Here is a 22,136-nt window from a genome sequence, read left to right on the forward strand (position 1 = left end):
CTAAAGACTTCGTATAGCTGGGCACTCTTTATAAACCTCTTCTTCTTTTTCTTTAAAATAATCCCAAAAAGGGAAAGTCCTACATTGATTTGGTCTTGCATTATAAATAGAACATTGTTTTTTTTCCAAATCGAAAAAACAGCACGCATAATTATTTGAAGCTAATTGTATCTCTTTTATGCTATATTTATAGGCGATTTTATTTAAATATCTTTTTTTTAAATCTTCAGCAGAAATTTTTAAATGTAAAGCTAAAGCTTGAATTTCAACCGAATTAATCCAAATATAACCACTTTCCCCTATACAACAATTTCCTTTGCAACTATTACAACCATTTGGATCAAAAGCAAAATTAAATCCATCTTTTTTAACTAAATTACTCAATATCGACCTTTATACTGTGTGTAGAAGATTTTTTATATATTTCTTGAACTTCAGAAGTAAAATTATTATTTTCATCAAAAACTATTAAAGGTTTTAAAATTTTTGTCAAAGATTTTGAATTTCTTTTTGCATAAACTAAAATTAATGTTGCATCTTTTGAATATTTTGGATGAACAAACTGTAAAGCTTCTAAATTAAATTTATATTTATTTAACAATAACAATATATTGTTTATTTGTTTTACATCATAACAAAAAAAGAATTTTCCTTCACTTTTTAATATTGATGCTGTTTTTTTTATAAAAACTTCAAGGGGTAAAGAGTCATTATATCTAGCAATTTTTAAACTTTGATTGTCACTTTTGATAACATCTGCATGATAAAAAGGTGGATTTGAAACGCAAATATCAAATTTTTTCTCAAAGTCAATTTCTTCAAAAGAACCTTCATATAATTTTGAATCTATTTTATTTGTTTTTGAATTTTTTGTTGAGAAAAATTGAAACATTTTTTGTATTTCACACTGATTTAGTTTTAGTTTTTCAAAATCTTTTGCTACTAATAAACCTAAAATTCCACTCCCACTTCCTACGTCTAATAATTCACCTTTTATATTCTTATATTTGGTAAAATTTTCAATTATAAAGTTATATAAAAAATGTGTATCACTATTATAACAATAGCCATTTGTTGGCTGATATAAAACCAAAAATTATCCTTATTTTATTTAGATGAATTATATCTAAGTTAAATAAATATGAGTTTTAATTTCATTATTAACTTATACTATTGTATAAAAACTAGATAAATATTTTAAGCTTAAATATAGTTTATAAAAGTGCCTTAAATTTCGTTATTCTCTTGTAGCAAAATGTAACAAGAGAAAAATTCAATTTATAAATTGCAAAGATATAACATTCTTTGGGATTATTATAGGCTATTATTTGACGATAATATATTGAGTTAATTCAATTATTGATATTAAAATAATTTAAGGAGAAATTATGTCTAATATGGAAGCTCCTGCAAATACTCCGGTTTGGGTTAATGAAGCTAGATGCAAAGCATGTGATAAATGTGTTTCAGTATGTCCAGCTGGCGTACTTGCGATGAGACAAGAAGTTCATTCTACTTTAGGTTCAATGATTAAAGTTGTTCACCCAGAAGCATGTATTGGTTGTACAGATTGCGAATTGGCATGTCCAGATTTTGCAATTTATGTTGCTGATAAAAAAGAGTTCAAATTTGCAAAACTTACAGAAGAAGCAAAAGTGAGAAAAGAAGCGGTTATAAAAAATAATTATAGAGAACTAGAGGCGTAAGGAGAATTAATGGCAAGAGAAGTAATTTCAACTGGTAATGAACTAGCAGCTAAAGCTGCAATAGACGCTGACGTTGAGTTTTTTGGTGGATACCCTATTACTCCTTCAAGTGAGATAATGCACGTACTTTCTTCTGCATTACCAGCTAGAGGACATGCATGTATTCAAATGGAAGATGAAATAGCAGGTATTTGTACAGCAATAGGTGCTGCAATGTCTGGAAAAAGATCAATGACTGCAACATCAGGACCTGGTATCTCTTTAAAAGCAGAAAACTTAGGTGTTGGATATATTTCTGAAGTTCCTTTAGTAGTTGTAAATGTAATGAGAGGTGGTCCATCAACTGGTCTTCCAACAAGAGTTGCACAAGGTGACTTATTACAAGCAAAAAACCCTACTCATGGTGATGTAAAATCAATTACTTTAGTTCCAGGTAACTTAAGAGAATGTTATACAGAAACAGTAAGAGCTTTCAATTTAGCTGATAGATTTATGCAACCTGTATTTGTTTTATTAGATGAAACAATTGGTCACATGAGTGGAAAAGCAATTCTTCCTGATCTAGAAGAAATTCAAGCTTCTAAAATCTCAAGAAAAAGATTCGATGGAGATAAAAAAGATTACAAACCTTACGGTGTTGGAGCTGATGAACCAGCTGTATTAAATCCAATGTTTGAAGGTTATAGATACCACTTTACTGGTCTTCACCATGGACCAACAGGACATCCTACAGAAGATGCTGATATGTGTGACGCTTTAATGAAAAGATTATTTAATAAAGTTGATGCTCACGTAGATGAATTAGAATTAAATGAAGAATATATGTTAGAAGATGCTGACATTATGATTATTGCGTATGGTTCTGTATCTTTAGGTGTTACTGAAGCAATTAATAGAATGAGAAAAGAAGGTATTAAAGTTGGAATGTTCAGACCATTAACAATTTGGCCAAGTCCAGCAAAAAGAATAAAAGAATTAATGGATAAATTTAACAAAGTATTAGTTGCAGAGTTAAATATGGGACAATTTACAGAAGAAGTACAAAGAGTATCTGGAAGATCTAATTTTGATACATTATATAAAGTAAATGGTAGACCTTTATCTCCACTAGAAATTATTGAAAAAGTGAAAGGAATGTAATTATGGCTTTTAATTATGATGAATATTTAAGAACAGATAAAATGCCAACACTATGGTGTTGGGGATGTGGTGATGGAGTTATTCTAAAATCTGTAATTAGAGCTATAGAGAAACTTGGTTGGAATATGGATGATGTTTGTGTTGTTTCAGGAATCGGATGTTCTGGAAGATTTTCTTCATACATTAACTGTAATACAATTCACACAACTCACGGAAGAACTTTAGCTTATGCAACTGGTGTTAAATTAGCAAATCCAGATAAAAAAGTTATTGTTGTTGGTGGAGATGGTGATGGTCTTGCAATTGGTGGAAATCATACAATTCATGCTGCTAGAAGAAACATTGACTTAAATTATATTATTATCAATAATTTCATTTATGGATTAACAAATTCTCAAACAAGTCCAACAACTCCTCAAGGTATGTGGACTGTTACAATGAGTAGAGGAAATATTGACCCTACTTTTGATGCTTGTAAATTAGTTGAAGCAGCAGGAGCTTCTTTTGTTGCAAGAGAAACTATGTTAGACCCTAAAAAATTAGAAAGAACTTTAGTTAAAGCTTTTGAACATAAAGGTTTTTCATTTATTGAAGTATTCTCTAACTGTCACGTTAACTTAGGAAGAAAAAATAAAATGGCAACAGCTATGGCAAATTTAGAGTGGATTGATTCAATTTCAATGGCAAAATCTAAATTTGAAAAATTAGAACCAGAAGAACAAAAAGGTATTTTTCCTACAGGTATTTTAAAACAAGATACTGAAGCAATGGAATATTGTGAAGCTTACGAAAAAGTAAAAGAAGCTCATAAAAATAAAACTATGGTTCAATTATAAGGAGATACACATGGCAACAAATAAAACATTAATGAGATTTACAGGTGTTGGTGGACAAGGTGTACTTCTTGCAGGTGCGATTTTCGCAGCTGCAAAAATCAATGATGGAGGTTATGGTTTAAAAACTGCAACTTATACATCTCAAGTAAGAGGTGGACCAACTGTTGTTGATATTACTTTACAAGATGATGAAATTTTATATCCTTATGCAAATGATGGTGAAATTGATTTCATGCTTTCAGTTGCACAAATTTCTTATGACCAATTTAAAAATGGTGTAAAAGAAGGTGGAGTTATCGTTGTTGAACCAAATCTTGTTACTCCAACTGAAGAAGATAGAAAAAAATGGAAAATCTATGAAATTCCAATTATTACTATTGCGAAAGAAGAAGTAGGAAATGTTATTACTCAATCAGTTTTAGCATTAGCTATGGCTAACTATTTTACAGGTGAAACTGTACCAAATGAAGTATTGAAAAAAACAATGCTTTCAAAAGTGCCAGAAAAAGTACATGAAATCAATAATAAAGCATTTGATTTAGGTATTAAATACGCTCACGAAGCACAAGCTAACGCTTAAAAATAGAGGTTTTTAAACCTCTATTTTATTCTTTTATATATTTTTTATAATCTTCTATTTTTTCTTTTAATCTTTTTGCTAAATAAATATTTGAATTACCTAAACAAGATAAAATAAAACTTGCTTCTTTTTGATATTTTGATATTTTTTCATTATCCCAATGTTTTGGTGGAATTCCTAAATTTGTAATTCTATCAGCTAATTTAACCATTTGAACTTCATAGGGTTGAGTTAATAATCTTTCAATACTATCTTTCATTTGTTCTTGTTTTGAAACCAAAGTTTTATCTTTTGTTAAAGCTTCAACCCCATTGGCAATGGTTTCTCCAAATTTTACATATAGTTCATCATAAGTAATATTAGCATCTTCAATAACATCATGTAACAAAGCACAAGAAATGGCTATATTTGCTTTTTCTTCATCAAGCTTAGATTTCTCACAAGCATTTATAACTTCCATTGCTACACAAGTTATATGAGCAAGATAAAGCAAACCTTTTGGAGTTTTTTGCTCACCATGAGCATGAGCAGCAAAAGTTAAAACTTCTATATAATTTTCTTGGCTAAACATTTATTTATTCTCTTTTTTATGATTATTTATAACATTATCACTTTTTGAAAAAGAGATTAAATCTTCAACTGTTTTAATTTTAGAACTATCAATATTTGACAAACTTTTTTCAAAAACAATAGCTGTTGTTAAAGCATCAAAATAGGCTCTATGATGATTATCAACTTCAATATTTAAAACTTCTTTTAAAAAACTCAAACCATATTTTTCAGATTCGATTGTTCTTTTTGCCAAATCAATAGAACAAATTTTTCTATTTAAGAGTTTTCCTAAATGAAATTTTTCAAAAGAATCAGAAATAAAAGTGTAATCAAATTTTATATCATGGGCCACAAAAACATCATCTTCTAAAAACACTTTAAATTCTTTTAAAACTTTCTCAAGTCTTGGAGCATCTTCTAACATTTTAAGATTTATTTTTGTAACTTCTTGAACATAAGCTGGAATTTCTTTTGCATAAACTAATGATTCGAATTTATCTAGAATTTTTCCATTTTTATATTTTACAGCGCCAAGTTCAATAATTTGATAACCTTTTTTTGCACTTCCACCATTTGTTTCAATATCAACTATACAAAAAGTTTGTTCTTCTATTGGTGTTTTTATAGTTTTTAAATAAACAAAATCTCCTTCAAACTCCAAAGGTAAACCATTTGATAAAAGTAATTCAAATTCAAGTTCTGGAGTTTCATAAAAAGTATCAGCTGCTTCATTTAATAACTCTAAAAATTCTGTATATAAAATTGGTTCTTTTAATAATCTTTGTAAAATATTTTGTAATTTAAATTGAGGTTTAGGAACAATCCTTTTAGGCGATTTCATTTGCCTCTTTTACAAAATCTATCATTTTTTGTTTAGATTTTTTTCCCTTAGATTCTTCAACTCCACTGCTAACATCAACTCCATAAAAACCATAACCATTTATCTCTTTTAAATTATTTGAAGTTAATCCACCAGCAAGAATAAATTTTGAACAATCAAGGTTTTCAAACCACTCTAAAGCAACTCTTTTACCCTCACCTCCAAAACCATCAACAAAAGCATCTAATAAATAATAATCTTTATTTAAATTCTTTAAATCTTTTTGTGATTTAACTCTTATTACTTTTATAGATTTTACTTTTAATAATTCATAATTTAATATCTCATTATCATCTATTATTTGAGCCAAATGCATTTTTGATTCAGCACAAACTTCATTTATAAAGTTTTCATTTTCATTTACAAAAAGTCCAACTATTTGTACAAAAGGAGGAAGTTTTTCAACTATCTCTTTTGCTTTTAAAGGTGTAATATATCTTGGAGAATTAGCATAAAAAACAAAACCCAAAGCATCAGCACCTGCATTTATTGCATCAAGTGCATCTTGTAAATTTGTTATACCACAAATTTTTACTCTCATTTTTTAAACCTGTAGACTTTTTATAGCTTTTGAATAATCAGCATTTCCAAACACATAAGATCCAGCAACAACAACATCAACACCAGCTTCTTTTAACTCATGAATATTTTTGTCATTTACTCCACCATCAACTTGAATTAAACAATTTGGATTTCTTTTATTAATTAACTCTTTTAATTTTTTTGCTTTTTCAATAACTGATGGAATAAATTTTTGTCCACCAAAACCAGGATTTACAGACATTAATAAAACCATATCCAAATCTTCAAGTAAATATTCAATGGCTTCAGGAGGAGTATGAGGATTTAAAACAATTGCTGGTTTAATTCCATAATCTCTAATCTTTTGAATAAGTCTATGTGGATGATTTTCACTTTCAATATGAAATGAAATATAAAGAGGTTTACAAGGGGCAAAAAGCTCAACAAAAAAAGTATTATCTTCAACCATTAAATGAATATCAAGGGGTTTAGTAGCAACTTTTGCAACAGAGTTTACAACAACAGGTCCTATTGTCATATTAGGAACATAGTGTCCATCCATTACATCCACATGAATTAAATCACTTCCAGCATCACAAATGGCTTTTATTTCACTTGCAAGATTTCCAAAATCTGCTGATAATATAGAAGGTGCTACAAGCATCTTTTCTAACCTTTTTTTCTAAATTTTGCCCGATTATATCATTTAAACTCTTTTAGAATGTATAAAAATAGATTTATAATACTTTTTGATGTAGAATCTAAACAAAAAACAAATTGGCAAATCATGAAAAAATTTTTACTCTTATTTATCTATAGTTTATGTTTTAGTGAAGATATAAATACACTTTATGAAGAAGCTCAAAATTTAGAAAATCAAGGAAATTATAAAGAAGCCATGCTTTTATATAAAAAAGCTGCTGATTTGAATATTCCTAAATATACTCCAGAAGATAGATATATACTTGATTTATCAAAAAATGATGAACATAAAGTTGAATCCTTTACAAACATGAAAAAAGCTTTTTATCAAAACCAAATTGATAAAGTTAATGATAAAGAAACTGACGAAAATTTAAAACAGATAGTTACGGGTGACTTTGGTCTTTATCCTTATAAAAAGAACTATTTACTTCCTGTAACTTATCAAGTAAATACACCAAAAGAACAAAATTCTTTTGAGACAAATTTTCAAATAAGTATAGAAAAACCTATTACTTATAATTTTTTTGGACTAAATGAATCAATTTCAGCTGCATACACACAAAACTCTTTTTGGCAAACATTTAAACACTCTTCTCCTTTTAGAGAAACAAATTATGAACCTGAAATATTTGTACAATTTCCATATAAAAGTACCAGTACTTTAAAAAGTTATAAAATTGCATTAAATCATGTTTCAAATGGAAGAAATGATGAATATTCAAGGTCATGGAACAGAGTCTATTTAGAAGGTTATTTTCAACTTTCTAATTTATTTATAATCCCAAAAGTTTGGTATAGAATCCCTGAAAATAGTTCAGATGATGATAATCCTAATATTGAAGATTATTATGGAAATGGTGATTTAACTTTCCTTTATGCTTATAAAAAACATACATTTGAATTGGCTTTGAGAAACAATCTTGAGTTCAATGAGGGGAATAAAGGTTCAGCTGAGTTAAATTGGACTTTCCCCCTACCTGATTTTTTATATGCAGCAAATACTTATGGTATATTCCAACTATTCTCAGGTTATGGTAATAATCTAATTGATTATGATAGAGAAGTTCATAAAGTAGGCTTAGGAATAGCTTTCTCTAGATAGATTCTATTTTATATTTTGTATATAATAAAAAATAGCCTCTATCTCTTCTTCAACTAAAAAGTATGTTGGCATTACATTAGCATAATGAATTAATTTTTCACATACTTGCTCTTTTTCAAATTTTAAATTTGGATTCTTTTTAGAATTTACTTTTATTGAAAAAGTTTCATAATCTATATTTTTTATATCAGGAACAACCAAAGTACAATTATAAATTTTTTTCTCATGCATCTGTTTAAAATCAACCATCTTCCTACCTCTTGCATCATTTCCATGACAACTATTACAGCCTATTCCTCTTGGATTATTATAAAGCATTTTACCATACTCATATTTTGTAATAAAAGAGTTATTAATATCCATTAAATTTTCTGGATGTTTTTCTTCTGGTTGATTTAATTCTGGTTGTTTATTTTCTAATTGATTTTGTTCAACTTCATTGGCATAAAGAGTTGAACCAAGAAGGAAAAAAATTACAAATAAATATTTCATTTAACTCCTATTTTATCTATATTTTTAAAAAACCAATAAAAGCTAAACATTAACCCAGGTGTTTTAGCTTTTGATTCATCAAAAATAAATTCCTCAGCTTCTTCAATTGGCAAAAACATAACTTCAATTTGCTCATCGTTAATTCCGCCGCCATCATGAATTTTCATTGATTCATCAATTTCTGCAAAAAATAAGTATTGACAAGCTCCACTAATTCCCACATTTGTATAAAATGAAGTTATTTTTGAGATATCATTTATTTTAACATGGTATCCACACTCTTCATCTATTTCTTCTTGTGCTATTTCTTCTAAGGATTTATCTTTATCCACTAATCCAGCACACAATTCATAAGTAAATGTTTTAGAACTGTCATTTAAAAAAACTGGAATTCTAAACTGCTTTACAAGCAAAAAAGCTTTTTTCTCAACATGATATAAAAGAATTGCAACGCTATTATGACTTCGTACAGCTTCCCAAGTTTTATTTTTTCCATTTTGATTATATGTTACTTTTATTGGATGAATAAATTTTGTATCTTTTAACTCACTTATTTTTAAATCTTCAATTACATTTATCATTTATTGTCTTTAATTTTTTTTCGTATTCTAACAAAAAATTAATTCAATTTACTTTTTATTTACTATTGAAGAAAAATCGATACTAAAGATTGTCTCTTTGGCTATTTGTGACTTTAGGTTTAAAACTAAATTATATTCATTACAAATTCTTTTTACTATATCTAAACCTATTCCAAAACCACCTTCATTGTTATTTCCTCTTTTATATCTTTTGAAAATCTCTTTTTGTTCTTCATCACTTATTCCTCTTCCAAAATCTTTTACACCTAAAATATTATCTTTTAAAGTAACCTCAATAATAGAGTCTTTATAACTATATTTAATAGCATTTGAAATTAGATTATTCACCAATTTTTGCGTTTTTGTTCTATCCATTTTTATATAACAACTAAAAAGATTTGAATTTATTTGAATATTTTTTGTAATAGAAATATCATTAAAATAATCTACACTTTCAGAAACCAAATCTTTTAAATCAAACTCTTCAAAAACATCCTCATTTATTTCATTAAAAGCAGAAAAATGAATATCATTATATATTTGAGAGATTTGTTTTGAACTACTTAAGATATATTTCATCATTTTTTCTGGATTTTTTCCATTTTTTAGCATTGAAACAGAAGTCATTAAAACAGAAATTGGAGTATTTAATTCATGGGCTGAATCTTTTATAAATTTATCCATAGAATCAACTCTTTTTCTTGCAGGATTTAATAAAATTTTTGATAATAAATAACCAACACAAGCAATAAATATTGAACTTATAATCAATTTAATAAGTATTAATATCTTAATACTATTTTTATCATTAACTACTTGGCAACTTTCGATAATAATATATTTTATTGGGATATTTTCTTCATCAAGAGTAGTTATAAAATATTTGTAACTACTATTTTCATAAATATTTTTTGAATAATCGATCTGAAATCTTTCATCTAAATATGAAAAAATAATTTTTTTATCTTTATCTAAAAGGGCATATTTTAGATTTTCTTTCGATAGTTTTTCAGGAATAAAATCTTTCTTTTTCATATATTTATCTAAGATTTCAGCTTTTATTTGCATAGAAGTATTTTGAAGTTCCATAGTACAAGAATCTTGTGCCATTTTTAGTTCATTTCCATAATAAATATATAAAATAACACTAACCAAAAAAATTGTTGATGTTACATAAATAAATAAAAAATTTCTTAAAGCTTTTTTTTCATCATTATTCAAATCTATATCCTACTGCTCGAACTGTTGTAATTTTATCTTTTCCTATTATTTCTCTAAGGTTTTTTATGTAAACTCGAATAGTAGCATCTGTTGGCATATCATCATAAGCCCAAATATTTTGTAATAATTCTTCGCTAGAAATCACTCTATTTTTATGTGTACAAAAATATTTTAAAATATCTCTTTCTTTCAAAGCTAAATTAATAATAACATCATCTTTAAAAATTTGGCATGATTCTGGCTCAAAAAATAATTTTTTATCTATTTCAATTTTATTATCTTGATTAATTAAAAATTGTCTGCATAGTTTTAAAATTCTTTGATCTAATTCTTCAAGATCAAAAGGTTTTTTTATATAATCATCTACACCATTTTCAAATGATTCTTTTAAATGTTTAGTATCTTGATAAGCTGTTAGAATAATAGTTGGAGTATTATTTTTATACTCCTTTCTAATGGTTTTTAAAACATCAATTCCACTGATTTGTGGGGTATTAATATCTAAAAGCGCAATATCAAATTTTTGTTCAATTAAAGCTTCTAAAGCAACTTGTCCATTTGTGCACAAAGTCACTTCAAAACCTTTATCAACTAAATGTTCATTTAATAAATCACTTAAGGCAACATCATCTTCTAGTAACAAAACTTTCATATAAAATCCTAATAAATTGTTTTTTATTATAAGCTAATTTTGTTTACTAAGTGTGTATGTTATTTAAAATTATCAAAAACTAAAGGTGCTTTAAAATCAAGTGATTTTAAATGTTTCATAATAGCTTGTAAATCATCAATATTTTTTCCAGTTACTCTTATCTCATCACCTTGATTAGCAGCTGTTACTTTTAATTTTAAATTTTTTATTTCTGTTTGAATTCTTTTTGCTTCATCTTTTTCAATACTATCAATTATTTTATAAGAATATTTTCTATTTCCACCACTTGAATCTTCTTTTTTTAACTCTTCAAGTGAATTTATTGAGATTCCTCTTTTATTCATTTTTGAAATTAATATATCTCTCATTGCATCTATTTTATTATCACTTGAACTAACTAATGTCAAAGTTTTTGCACCTACATTTAGATCTATTTCTTTTGAAATACCTTTAAAATCATATCTAGTATCAATTTCTTTTTGAGATTGTATTACTGCATTTTTCATCTCTTGCATATCAAGTTTTGCTGAAATATCAAATTGATGTTCTTTAACTGCCATAATTATCCTTTTTTAATTTATTATTTGTACTAAATTCTAACATTATTTTATGAAGCTTTTGGTAAAACAAGATTCAAATTCATATATAATTAAAGTTATATTTGAATAAGCTAAATTTTAAAAGGAATTGATTATGTATAAAGAAAGCACCAATGTTGTAGTTAAACATTTAGTAAATAAATTAAGAAATATAAATACAACTTCAAGTGATTTTAGACTGACAATTGAAGAAATTTCAAAAATAATAGCTTCAGAAGCATTAAATGATTTTGAAACAACTATAGAAGTGATAAATACTTGGCAAGGTTTACTTGATGTTAAAATGATAGAAGTTCAAAAACTTGTTCTTATTTCAATTTTAAGAGCAGCAGAACCAATGCTTAATGGTATATTAAAAACTTTTCCCGATGCAAAAAGTGGATTTTTAGGTATGAAAAGAGATGAACAAACTTCTTTAAGTAGAATTTTTTATGAAAATATTCCTAATTTAGAAAATAAAACTGTTTTATTATTAGATCCAATGTTAGCAACTGGTGGTTCATTAATTCACGGAATCACTCATTTAAAAACAAAAAATCCAAAAAGAATTATTAGTTTAAATATTATAGGTTCGCCATATGGAGTTAAAAAGGTACAAGAAATTCATCCTGATGTAGATATATTTATTGCACAAATTGATCAAAAATTAGATGAAAATAATTATATAATTCCAGGTCTTGGAGATGCTGGAGATAGAGCTTTTAATACAAACTAAAATGTAAATACATCATTATATTTGTATTTAAAGCCTAGTTGTTCAATCTTTGAACCATCAATTATTCTATTTAAATAAAAATCATTATCCAAAAATATGGGAGTAGCAAAATCATATTTTTTAGAATTATAAGTATAAATTTCTTTTTTTGTAGGATGTTGTTTTGAACAAAGATTAAAAGTTCCATTTATATCATTTTTAATTACAAATTTAGTTGCATTTATTACATCATTTCTATGAACAAAATTTATTAAACTATTTGGAAATTCAACTATTTTATTTGCACTTCTTTTACCAAAATATCTATTTTCTCCAACAAGTCCTGAAACTCTAAAAATTATATTACTTCTACTTTCTATAAGTTTTTCAGCATCATATACAATTTGAGAACTAGAATCTATTATTTGGTAATTTTCATCAAAATTACCCTCAATATTTGGATAAATAGAAGTGGAACTTATAAATATAATTTTTTCTATATTTTTTATTTTTTTATCACTATAAATATTTTCTAAAAAGTTCAAATAATTTTCAAATTTTGAAGGTGGATAGTTGATAAATAAATAATTTGTATCTAATAATTGTTCTAAGAAATCAAAATTATTTTCATTTAAAATATATGAAGTTAATCCCTCTTCTTCATACATTTTTTGTTTTTCATTATTCCTTGATGAAACTTTTATTTTATATTTTATTTTTAGTACTTTAGCAAGTTCAAATCCTAACCAACCTGCACCCAGAATAGTAAAAGTTTTCATTTAATCTTTTAAAATCCCATAAGTTAATGTAAGCCAAGCAATAATCAATAAAGAACCACCAATTGGAGTAATAGCTCCTAAAATTGGCATTGATAAAACAGCTAAAAAATATAAAGAAAATGAAAATATACACATCCCAATAATTATCAACCATATAGCAACATATATTCTTTTCGAATCAGGTTTTAAAGCATATATAAAAGAAGCTGCAAAAAGCCCTAATGTATTGTAAAAATGATATTCAACACTTGTATGATAAATCTTCAACATATACTCATCAAGTATAGATTTTAAGCCATGTGCACCAAAAGCACCTAAACAAATTGCTAATGCCATCATAAATGAAGCAATTGCTAAAAATATTTTAATTTTCTTATTTAATATCATAATTTATCCATCAATATTTATTTTTTAATTCCTATTATACATAAAGAAATTTAATTGTTTATTTAACATCAACTTCCCAAAAAAAATCAATCCAAGTAGTAGCTTCTCTAACACTAAAATCAGGTTTTATAACAGCAGTATTTTTATAAAATATAGTTGCTAATTTAAATTCAACATTTGGAAATTTTTCTTTTAAAATTCTTAAGATTTCTCTCATTGTTTCACCTGAATCAACAATATCATCAATAATTAAAACTTTTTTTGCATTAGAAATATCTGGAATATTAAAAATATTAAATGTATCTAATTTTAATTCACCATCATAATGAATAGAATTTAAAGTATATAAATTTCTTATATTCATAGCTTGTGACATTAAATGAGCAAGTGTTAATCCTCCTCGAGCTACAGCTAATAAAATTTCAGGTTCAAAATGTCTGCATTTATCAACTAATTTTTGTGTATCTTTTTTAAATAAATCATAACTATAATAAAGTTTTCCCAAAAAATATCCTTTATAAATTAATTTGGATCGAGCAATAAAGAGGAAGTAATAAGCCCCAGAAAAAAGCGGAGCTAAAAAAAAAGCTTCTTCCTAAAAGAACTTGGAAAGTTCAGATAGGAAAAAGCTTAGTGTGTAAAAACTCAAGAGCTGGCAGCGGCCTACGTTTCCACCAGGGGACCCGGCAGTATTATCGGCGATGAAGTGCTTGACTTCCAGGTTCGGAATGGGACTGGGTATTTCCACTTCTCTATAGCCACCAGCAAAGTTGAGTGTAAAAAGTAAGAATAGGTACTCTTTACACTCAACTCAAACTAGAGTTAAGAAAAAATAATGTTAAAGTCTTTTGTTCTTTCTAAAAAAAAACACAATGTGTCTTAAAAATATATATAGTATATATTTAATAAGATAGTAAACCAAAGAATTGTTTTAAATAAGCCAAACGTTCTATTAGTACTGGTCAGCTAAACGACTTACATCGCTTACACATCCAGCCTATCAACCAGCTAGTCTTGCTGGGAACTTCAGGGAAAGTTAATCTTAGAGTTGGCTTCGAGCTTAGATGCTTTCAGCTCTTATCACATCCGTACGTAGCTACCCAACGATGCTCTTGGCAGAACAATTGGTACACCAGTGGTACGTTCATCCCGGTCCTCTCGTACTAGGGACAAATCTCTTCAACTTTCCTACGCCCACGGAAGATAGGGACCGAACTGTCTCACGACGTTCTGAACCCAGCTCGCGTACCGCTTTAAATGGCGAACAGCCATACCCTTGGGACCTACTTCAGCCCCAGGATGCGATGAGCCGACATCGAGGTGCCAAACCTCCCCGTCGATGTGAGCTCTTGGGGGAGATCAGCCTGTTATCCCCGGCGTACCTTTTATCCTTTGAGCGATGGCCCTTCCACACAGAACCACCGGATCACTATGACCGACTTTCGTCTCTGTTCGACTTGTATGTCTCACAGTCAAGCTAGTTTATGCCATTATACTCAACTGGCGATTTCCATCCGCCATGAACTAACCTTTGTAAGCCTCCGTTACTTTTTAGGAGGCGACCGCCCCAGTCAAACTACCCACCAGACATTGTCCTGATACAAGATAATTGTACGCAGTTAGTAACTCAAATATTCAAGGGTGGTATCTCAAGGATGGCTCCGACTCTACTTGCGTCTAGTCATCATAGCCTCCCACCTATCCTGCACATGAATATCCAAGCTACAGTGTCAAGCTGTAGTAAAGGTGCACGGGGTCTTTCCGTCTTTCCGCGGGTAGGAGGAATTTTCACCTCCACTACAATTTCACTGGATCCCTGGTTGAGACAGCTCCCATCTCGTTACGCCATTCATGCAGGTCGGTATTTAACCGACAAGGAATTTCGCTACCTTAGGACCGTTATAGTTACGGCCGCCGTTTACTCGGGCTTCAATCAAATGCTTCGCTTGCGCTGACATCATCAGTTAACCTTCGAGCACCGGGCAGGCGTCACACCTTATACATCCACTTACGTGTTAGCAAAGTGCTGTGTTTTTGGTAAACAGTCGGGAGGGACTCTTTGTTGCAACCTCTCTAGCTTTTTGGAGCAAGTCCATATACCAAAGTAGGCACACCTTATACCGAAGATACGGTGCTAGTTTGCAGAGTTCCTTAACCAGGGTTCTTCCACGCGCCTTAGAATACTCATCCCACCCACCTGTGTCGGTTTACGGTACGGGCAACATACAATATACTTAGTGGCTTTTCTTGGCACGACAGTATCATCGATTCTCCATCTCCTCCGAAGAGTGTCAAGAGCCTGTAAGATCTCGGTCTTATGATACCCGGATTTGCCTAAGTATCAACCTACGTCCTTCGACCCACTATTCCATCAGTGAGCTCGATTAACTCTATGCGTCCCCACATCGCGCTTGTATGTTGGTATTGAAATATTAATCAATTTGCCATCGTCTACCCCTTTCGGACTCGACTTAGGACCCGACTAACCCTACGATGACGAGCATCGCGTAGGAAACCTTGGGTTTTCGGCGTTGAGGATTCTCACCTCAATTATCGCTACTCATGCCTGCATGCTCACTTCTATCCGCTCCAACGCTCCTTGCCGGTACATCTTCAACGCTGAATAGAACGCTCTCCTACCACTCGAATAAATTCGAATCTAAAGCTTCGGTGCACATCTTAGCCCCGTTATATTTTCCGCGCAGAATCACTAGACCAGTGAGCTGTTACGCTTTCTTTAAAGGATGGCTGCTTCTAAGCCAACCTCCTGGTTGTCACAGTAACTCCACATCGTTTTCCACTTAGATGTGACTTAGGGACCTTAGCTGTTAGTCTGGGTTGTTCCCCTCTCGACGGTGGATTTTATCACCCATCGCCTGACTCCTGTGATTCCACATATAGTATTCATAGTTTGATAGGGTTTGGTACCGCGGTAAGCAGCCCTAGCCCATTCAGTGCTCTACCCCTATATGCTACAACACAAGGCTATACCTAAATATATTTCGGAGAGAACCAGCTATCACGAAGTTTGATTGGCCTTTCACCCCTATCCACAAGTCATCCGGAGACTTTTCAACGCCTATCGGTTCGGTCCTCCACTGGCTCTTACACCAGCTTCAACCTGCTCATGGATAGATCACTTCGTTTCGGGTCTGCAGCATCTGACTAATTCGCCCTATTAAGACTCGCTTTCGCTACGGCTTCGTACTTGACTTAACCTTGCCAGACACCACAACTCGCAGGCTCATTATGCAAAAGGCAGTCCATCACCCTGATAAATCATAGGGCTCTGAATGATTGTAAGCTAATGGTTTCAGGTTCTATTTCACTCTCCTCGCTGGAGTACTTTTCACCTTTCCCTCACGGTACTTGTTCACTATCGATCTGTAAGTAGTATTTAGGATTGGAGGGTGGTCCCCCCAGTTTCAGTCAAAATATCACGTGTTCCGACCTACTCAGGATACCATTAGAGCTATTGAAAATTTAAATTACAGGAGTTTCACCTTCTATGCTACACTTTTCCAAGTATTTCATCTATCTTCTTTAGTCTCACGTTATGGTCCTACAACCCCCAATGCAAGCATTGGGTTTGTCCTAATCCGCTTTCGCTCGCCGCTACTGACGGAATCTCGTTTGATTTCTCTTCCTCTGGCTACTGAGATGTTTCACTTCACCAGGTTAGCTCCCCGTAGGGTAATATAGCTCTCACTATACTGGGTTGCCCCATTCAGAAATCCCCGGATCAAAGCTCTTTGGCAGCTCCCCGAGGCTTATCGCAGCCTAATACGTCTTTCATCGCCTCTTACAGTCTAGGCATCCACCATTAGCCCTTAATAGCTTATTAATAAACAGAATTAAATTCTGTCGCATTTTTGATAATATTCTTTGGCTACTATCTTATTAAACATATTATTTAAAATATATCAATAAAATAAGTTGTGTTCTATCTATTTCTAGATAATTAAAATTTTTGTTTTTAATTATTAGTTCTACTTTGAATAAATTCTCATAGTTCTTTTAATTAAACGAAAAAATTAAAGACTTTAACATTATATTTTTAAATATCATTTTGATTCGAAAATCAAATATAAATTCAAACTCTATTTGAACTTATATTTAACTTTTTTTCAAGTTTCTTAATTTTAATTATAAACTTCTAAACTATTTAAAGGTGGTGGAGAATAGCGGGATCGAACCGCTGACCTCCTGCGTGCAAAGCAGGCGCTCTCCCAGCTGAGCTAATTCCCCACACTGATTAATCTTTAAGATTATTTAATGGTGGGCCTATCAGGACTTGAACCTGAGACCTCACGATTATCAGTCGAGCGCTCTAGCCAGCTGAGCTATAGGCCCTTAAACCTATTTTAAATAATCTTTATAAACCGAATATAAAATCTCATATATTTTTTAGTTTTAAGTTAAGAAACAAATCTTAACTTAATTCTCTGAAAGGAGGTGATCCAACCGCAGGTTCTCCTACGGTTACCTTGTTACGACTTCACCCCAGTCGCTGAATCCACTGTGGAAGGTAGCTATTTTAGCATCCCCGCTTCGAATGAGTTCAACTCCCATGGTGTGACGGGCGGTGAGTACAAGACCCGGGAACGTATTCACCGTAGCATAGCTGATCTACGATTACTAGCGATTCCAACTTCATGTAGTCGAGTTGCAGACTACAATCCGAACTGGGAGATATTTTTGAGATTTGCTCCACATCACTGTATTGCGGCTCTTTGTATACCCCATTGTAGCACGTGTGTAGCCCTGGACGTAAGGGCCATGATGACTTGACGTCGTCCTCACCTTCCTCCTACTTGCGTAGGCAGTCTCATTAGAGTTCTCAGCCGAACTGTTAGCAACTAATGACGAGGGTTGCGCTCGTTGCGGGACTTAACCCAACATCTCACGACACGAGCTGACGACAGCCGTGCAGCACCTGTATATAAGTTTCTGCAAGCAGACACCAATCTATCTCTAGAAAGTTCTTACTATGTCAAGTCCAGGTAAGGTTCTTCGTGTATCGTCGAATTAAACCACATGCTCCACCGCTTGTGCGGGTCCCCGTCTATTCCTTTGAGTTTTAATCTTGCGACCGTACTCCCCAGGCGGCACACTTAATGTGTTAACTGCATTACTGCAAGGTCTAGCCTCACAACAACTAGTGTGCATCGTTTAGGGCGTGGACTACCAGGGTATCTAATCCTGTTTGCTCCCCACGCTTTCGCGTCTCAGCGTCAATAATGTTCCAGTAGATCGCCTTCGCAATCGGTATTCCTTCTGATCTCTACGGATTTTACCCCTACACCAGAAATTCCATCTACCTCTCCCACATTCTAGATATACAGTTTCAAAAGCAGTTCAATAGTTAAGCTATTGGATTTCACTTCTGACTTATATATCCGCCTACACGCTCTTTACGCCCAGTGATTCCGAGTAACGCTTGCACCCTCCGTATTACCGCGGCTGCTGGCACGGAGTTAGCCGGTGCTTATTCATATGGTACCGTCATTATCTTCCCATATAAAAGGAGTTTACGCACCGAAATGTGTCATCCTCCACGCGGCGTTGCTGCATCAGACTTTCGTCCATTGTGCAATATTCCCCACTGCTGCCTCCCGTAGGAGTCTGGACCGTGTCTCAGTTCCAGTGTGACTGATCATCCTCTCAAACCAGTTAGGCGTCATAGCCTTGGTGAGCCATTACCTCACCAACAAGCTGATACCATACAGACCCATCCTCAAGCACTAAAGCGTTTCCCTTGCATACTTATGTATTAAAGGCATATAGGGCATTAGCAGTCGTTTCCAACTGTTATTCCTTTCTTGAGGGCAGGTTATCTATATATTACTCACCCGTGCGCCACTTAGCTGACAATTATAGCAAGCTATAATCCGTTCTCGTTCGACTTGCATGTGTTAAGCACGCCGCCAGCGTTCACTCTGAGCCAGGATCAAACTCTCCATAAATTGAAGTTTTTGAACTTGACTTTTTCTGTATTATTTTACTAACACAAAATTATCACTCATTGTTATAGACAAGATTTCTATGTTTTACCATTTCTCTCTTGTTATATGTATATATTTTATATTAACATTTATTCTTATTTTACATCTGTAATAAACAACAGATTATATTACAAGAATTCTATATTCGGTTTATAAAGATTACTTCACAAACGTTTATAATTATTTTTAAAGATCATCCTAGCTTCGATTACAACGTCTCTCATCATTCTCTCGTTTGATGCGTTCCAGTCAAATTGGACGGGAATTATAATAGATTCTTTTGGCTTTGTCAATACCTTGCAGCTTAAATTTGGCTTAAATTTTTGGATTTGTTCTGTTTTAGATTTTTTTATTGGTTTTTATTATCAGTTTATATATTTTACTTGCTTTTACTTGGGTTTGTTGTTAAATTGTTTATTCTTAATTAATATCTTGTTTACTTTTTACTATTTTTTCACAATTTTTATGAAAAATGACATATAATAACAGATGCAAATTTGTTAAGACATAATTTTGAAGCAGATACAAAAGAAAATGCTAAAATGTACGAAAATGTTTTAATAAAACTATTTGAACAATTACAAGGAAAATAAAAATGACAAATAAAAATACACCAATTAAAAAATGCCTATTCCCTGCTGCTGGATATGGAACAAGATTTTTACCTGCAACAAAAGCTACACCAAAAGAGATGTTACCAGTTTTAACTAAACCACTTATTCAATATGGGGTAGAAGAAGCACTTGCTGCTGGTATGGATACAATGGCGATAGTTACAGGAAGAGGTAAAAGAGCAATTGAAGATCACTTTGATATTTCTTATGAACTTGAAAACCAAATTAAAGGGACAAGTAAAGAGCATTATTTAACAGAAATTAGAGCTGTTATTACAAAATGTACATTCTCTTATACTAGACAAATAGAAATGAAAGGTTTAGGTCATGCAATTTTATGTGGTGAAACACTAATTGGTGACCAGCCATTTGCTGTTTTACTTGCAGATGACTTATGTGACGCTCCGGGAAAAGGTGTTTTAGCACAAATGGTTGATTTGTATAAAAAATATGGTTGTTCTATTGTTGCTATTGAAGAAATTCCAAAAGAAGATACTAATAAATATGGTGTTATTGCTGGAAATGAAATTGAACCTGGTATTTATATGGTAAAAGACATGGTTGAAAAACCTGAGCCTGAAGTTGCACCTTCAAACCTAGCAATTATTGGGAGATATATTTTAACTCCTGATATTTTTGACATTATTAGAGAAACAAAACCAGGTAAAGGTGGAGAAATTCAAATTACAGATGCACTTTTAACACAAGCGAAAAAAGGAATGGTTTTAGCTTTTAAATTTGATGGACAAAGATTTGACTGTGGAAGTATTGATGGATTTGTAAAAGCAACTAATTATTTTTATACAAAATCTATAGATAAAGAAAAAAAAGAAAAAAAAGAAGCTGGAGCTAAATAAGTGAAAAACAATCTGTATTATCCTCAAGTATCGCTAAGTGATAAAGAAATTTTTGCTGAGATAAAAAAAGAAAGAGAAGTAATAGGTTATTACTCTCTTCCTTATGTTGATACAACAGTTTTAAAAACTAGACTTGATGATTTAAACTTTCCACAAAAACAAATAGCAATTATTGGTATTGGGGGAAGTACTTTAGGAACTTATGCGATTTATAACTTCATGAAGTATAACAAACAACATAATAAATGCTTGAAAAAAGAGCTTTTCTTTTTTGAAAGTACAGACCCTGTAAATTTAAATGGAACATTAGCTCAATTGAATTTAAATGATACACTTTTTATTGTTATTTCAAAATCTGGAACTACAATAGAAACTATCTCTATTTTTAAATATCTTATGTCTATTGTAAAAATTGATAAATCAAATTTATTGATTATTACTGAAGATGATAGTAAATTAAACACTTTTGCAAGAGCAAATGAGATTAATTACTTTGATATTCCTAAAAATGTTGGTGGAAGATTTTCTGTTTTATCAAATGTGGGATTAGTTCCTTTATATCTTGCTGGATTTGATATTGATGAGTTATTAAAAGGAGCTAAAAAAAGCTCTGATTCATTTTTTGATAAAAAGAAACTATTTAAACATCTTCTTAAAAAAGCTAGAACTTATTATGAGTTCAAAGATGTTTATAATATGAATGCTATTTTTTCATATTCTCAATTACTTGAAGGATTTAATAAATGGTATGTTCAACTTTGGGGAGAAAGTCTTGGTAAAGTTGATATTAATAATACAAATCAAGGTTTAACACCAATTGGACTTTTAGGACCAGTAGATCAGCACTCTTTTTTACAATTAATTGTTGAAGGTCAAAGGGATAAAACAGTAACTTTTATTAAAATTAAAGATTTTAAAGACAATACAAAAATTGCTCCTATTTCTTTAGAAGGATTAGAAGAACTTGATTATGTTAATAATCTTAATTTTAAAGAGTTAATTAATCTACAAGCAGATGCAACAATTGCTTCTGTTAAAGAGTTAAAAAAAGATATTCCAATTGATATTATAGAAATTGAAGAAATCAGTGAATTTGAAATAGGAAAACTTCTATTTTATTATGAATTATTAACTTCAATTGTTGGTAAATTCTTAAGAATTAATACTTACGACCAACCAGGTGTCGAAGGTGGTAAGATAATTTTAAAAGGTATGTTAAAAAATAAATAGGA

Annotated in this window: 22 protein-coding genes, 2 tRNA genes and 3 rRNA genes; 8 read left to right on the top strand and 19 right to left on the bottom strand. The window is 30.9% G+C overall.

What is annotated here, in order from left to right:
• Both ASUIS_RS08865 and ASUIS_RS08870 read right to left on the bottom strand, forming a co-directional pair.
• Window positions 1-384 carry a YkgJ family cysteine cluster protein gene (locus tag ASUIS_RS08865; RefSeq protein ID WP_118886704.1) on the bottom strand — a complete coding sequence of 128 codons (384 nt, stop codon included), beginning with the start codon at window positions 382-384 and terminating at the stop codon, window positions 1-3.
• On the bottom strand, window positions 377-1,093 hold the full coding sequence (locus ASUIS_RS08870; protein WP_118886705.1) for a tRNA1(Val) (adenine(37)-N6)-methyltransferase: 717 nt from the start codon (window positions 1,091-1,093) through the stop codon (window positions 377-379). Before ASUIS_RS08870 ends, ASUIS_RS08865 begins: the two co-directional genes overlap by 8 nt.
• A gap of 295 nt (window positions 1,094-1,388) precedes the next feature.
• On the opposite strand from ASUIS_RS08870, the gene ASUIS_RS08875 reads away from it, so the two are divergent.
• From ASUIS_RS08875 to ASUIS_RS08890, 4 genes are read left to right on the top strand one after another with little or no spacing between them, the layout of a single operon-like run.
• Window positions 1,389-1,706 carry a 4Fe-4S dicluster domain-containing protein gene (locus ASUIS_RS08875; protein ID WP_118886706.1) on the top strand — a complete coding sequence of 106 codons (318 nt, stop codon included), beginning with the start codon at window positions 1,389-1,391 and terminating at the stop codon, window positions 1,704-1,706.
• A 9-nt stretch (window positions 1,707-1,715) separates the two neighbouring features.
• Window positions 1,716-2,846, top strand: coding sequence for a 2-oxoglutarate synthase subunit alpha (locus ASUIS_RS08880; RefSeq protein WP_118886707.1), 1,131 nt, complete (start codon window positions 1,716-1,718; stop codon window positions 2,844-2,846).
• 2 nt (window positions 2,847-2,848) lie between these two features.
• On the top strand, window positions 2,849-3,682 hold the full coding sequence (locus ASUIS_RS08885) for a 2-oxoglutarate ferredoxin oxidoreductase subunit beta (RefSeq protein ID WP_118886708.1): 834 nt from the start codon (window positions 2,849-2,851) through the stop codon (window positions 3,680-3,682).
• A gap of 10 nt (window positions 3,683-3,692) precedes the next feature.
• Entirely contained in the window at window positions 3,693-4,262 is a 570-nt protein-coding gene (locus tag ASUIS_RS08890; protein ID WP_118886709.1) for a 2-oxoacid:acceptor oxidoreductase family protein, read from the top strand.
• Window positions 4,263-4,287: 25 nt separating this feature from the next.
• Here ASUIS_RS08890 and ASUIS_RS08895 read toward each other — a convergent pair whose 3' ends face one another.
• From ASUIS_RS08895 to rpe, 4 genes are read right to left on the bottom strand one after another with little or no spacing between them, the layout of a single operon-like run.
• Window positions 4,288-4,833, bottom strand: a complete 546-nt coding sequence (locus ASUIS_RS08895) for an HD domain-containing protein (RefSeq protein ID WP_118886710.1) — start codon at window positions 4,831-4,833, stop codon at window positions 4,288-4,290.
• The gene (locus ASUIS_RS08900) at window positions 4,834-5,655 is read right to left on the bottom strand and encodes a 3'-5' exonuclease (protein ID WP_118886711.1); all 822 of its coding nucleotides are present in this window, start codon (window positions 5,653-5,655) and stop codon (window positions 4,834-4,836) included.
• Window positions 5,642-6,235 (bottom strand): phosphoribosylanthranilate isomerase, encoded by a 594-nt coding sequence (locus tag ASUIS_RS08905; protein ID WP_118886712.1) that lies wholly within the window; start codon window positions 6,233-6,235, stop codon window positions 5,642-5,644. Before ASUIS_RS08905 ends, ASUIS_RS08900 begins: the two co-directional genes overlap by 14 nt.
• A gap of 3 nt (window positions 6,236-6,238) precedes the next feature.
• Window positions 6,239-6,880 carry a ribulose-phosphate 3-epimerase gene (gene rpe, locus ASUIS_RS08910; protein ID WP_118886713.1) on the bottom strand — a complete coding sequence of 214 codons (642 nt, stop codon included), beginning with the start codon at window positions 6,878-6,880 and terminating at the stop codon, window positions 6,239-6,241.
• 123 nt (window positions 6,881-7,003) lie between these two features.
• Between rpe and ASUIS_RS08915 the strand changes: the two genes are divergently transcribed.
• Window positions 7,004-8,023 (top strand): phospholipase A, encoded by a 1,020-nt coding sequence (locus tag ASUIS_RS08915; protein WP_118886714.1) that lies wholly within the window; start codon window positions 7,004-7,006, stop codon window positions 8,021-8,023.
• Between the two features lie 3 nt (window positions 8,024-8,026).
• Here the strand turns inward: ASUIS_RS08915 and ASUIS_RS08920 are convergent, their stop codons facing one another.
• From ASUIS_RS08920 to ASUIS_RS08940, 5 genes are read right to left on the bottom strand one after another with little or no spacing between them, the layout of a single operon-like run.
• Window positions 8,027-8,515, bottom strand: a complete 489-nt coding sequence (locus tag ASUIS_RS08920; RefSeq protein WP_226799883.1) for a c-type cytochrome — start codon at window positions 8,513-8,515, stop codon at window positions 8,027-8,029.
• Complete coding sequence (locus tag ASUIS_RS08925; RefSeq protein WP_118886715.1) at window positions 8,512-9,096, bottom strand: NUDIX domain-containing protein; 585 nt, start codon at window positions 9,094-9,096, stop codon at window positions 8,512-8,514. Before ASUIS_RS08925 ends, ASUIS_RS08920 begins: the two co-directional genes overlap by 4 nt.
• A gap of 48 nt (window positions 9,097-9,144) precedes the next feature.
• The gene (locus ASUIS_RS08930) at window positions 9,145-10,317 is read right to left on the bottom strand and encodes a sensor histidine kinase (RefSeq protein WP_118886716.1); all 1,173 of its coding nucleotides are present in this window, start codon (window positions 10,315-10,317) and stop codon (window positions 9,145-9,147) included.
• The gene (locus tag ASUIS_RS08935) at window positions 10,310-10,969 is read right to left on the bottom strand and encodes a response regulator transcription factor (RefSeq protein ID WP_118886717.1); all 660 of its coding nucleotides are present in this window, start codon (window positions 10,967-10,969) and stop codon (window positions 10,310-10,312) included. The genes ASUIS_RS08930 and ASUIS_RS08935 overlap by 8 nt, the downstream gene beginning before the upstream one ends.
• A 59-nt stretch (window positions 10,970-11,028) precedes the next feature.
• Window positions 11,029-11,529, bottom strand: coding sequence for a YajQ family cyclic di-GMP-binding protein (locus ASUIS_RS08940; RefSeq protein WP_118886718.1), 501 nt, complete (start codon window positions 11,527-11,529; stop codon window positions 11,029-11,031).
• 133 nt (window positions 11,530-11,662) lie between these two features.
• On the opposite strand from ASUIS_RS08940, the gene upp reads away from it, so the two are divergent.
• Window positions 11,663-12,283: a uracil phosphoribosyltransferase gene (gene upp / locus ASUIS_RS08945; RefSeq protein ID WP_118886719.1), complete on the top strand. Its 621-nt coding sequence runs from the start codon at window positions 11,663-11,665 to the stop codon at window positions 12,281-12,283.
• Here upp and ASUIS_RS08950 read toward each other — a convergent pair.
• From ASUIS_RS08950 to ASUIS_RS08985, 8 genes are all read right to left on the bottom strand, one after another.
• Window positions 12,280-13,041, bottom strand: coding sequence for a Rossmann-fold NAD(P)-binding domain-containing protein (locus tag ASUIS_RS08950; protein ID WP_118886720.1), 762 nt, complete (start codon window positions 13,039-13,041; stop codon window positions 12,280-12,282). The two genes, upp and ASUIS_RS08950, sit on opposite strands and share 4 nt — an antisense overlap.
• Complete coding sequence (locus ASUIS_RS08955) at window positions 13,042-13,428, bottom strand: DUF423 domain-containing protein (RefSeq protein ID WP_118886721.1); 387 nt, start codon at window positions 13,426-13,428, stop codon at window positions 13,042-13,044. It lies immediately after the preceding gene.
• A gap of 58 nt (window positions 13,429-13,486) precedes the next feature.
• Window positions 13,487-13,933, bottom strand: coding sequence for a phosphoribosyltransferase (locus ASUIS_RS08960; RefSeq protein ID WP_118886722.1), 447 nt, complete (start codon window positions 13,931-13,933; stop codon window positions 13,487-13,489).
• 145 nt (window positions 13,934-14,078) lie between these two features.
• A 5S ribosomal RNA gene (rrf, locus tag ASUIS_RS08965) occupies window positions 14,079-14,194 on the bottom strand.
• Between the two features lie 165 nt (window positions 14,195-14,359).
• Window positions 14,360-17,272: ribosomal RNA gene (locus ASUIS_RS08970) — 23S ribosomal RNA — on the bottom strand.
• Window positions 17,273-17,600: 328 nt separating this feature from the next.
• Window positions 17,601-17,676, bottom strand: a tRNA-Ala gene (locus ASUIS_RS08975).
• Window positions 17,677-17,704: 28 nt separating this feature from the next.
• Window positions 17,705-17,781: transfer RNA gene (locus tag ASUIS_RS08980), tRNA-Ile, on the bottom strand.
• Between the two features lie 95 nt (window positions 17,782-17,876).
• A 16S ribosomal RNA gene (locus ASUIS_RS08985) occupies window positions 17,877-19,394 on the bottom strand.
• Together the 16S, 23S and 5S rRNA genes with 2 tRNA genes alongside form the textbook arrangement of a ribosomal RNA operon.
• Window positions 19,395-20,028: 634 nt before the next feature.
• On the opposite strand from ASUIS_RS08985, the gene galU reads away from it, so the two are divergent.
• Window positions 20,029-20,904 carry a UTP--glucose-1-phosphate uridylyltransferase GalU gene (gene galU, locus ASUIS_RS08990; RefSeq protein ID WP_118886723.1) on the top strand — a complete coding sequence of 292 codons (876 nt, stop codon included), beginning with the start codon at window positions 20,029-20,031 and terminating at the stop codon, window positions 20,902-20,904.
• A complete protein-coding gene (locus ASUIS_RS08995; protein WP_118886724.1) occupies window positions 20,905-22,134 on the top strand; it encodes a glucose-6-phosphate isomerase in 1,230 nt (409 codons plus the stop codon).
• Window positions 22,135-22,136 lie beyond the last annotated feature (2 nt).

The sequence above is a fragment of the Arcobacter suis CECT 7833 genome (assembly GCF_003544815.1).
Lineage (GTDB): Bacteria > Campylobacterota > Campylobacteria > Campylobacterales > Arcobacteraceae > Aliarcobacter > Aliarcobacter suis.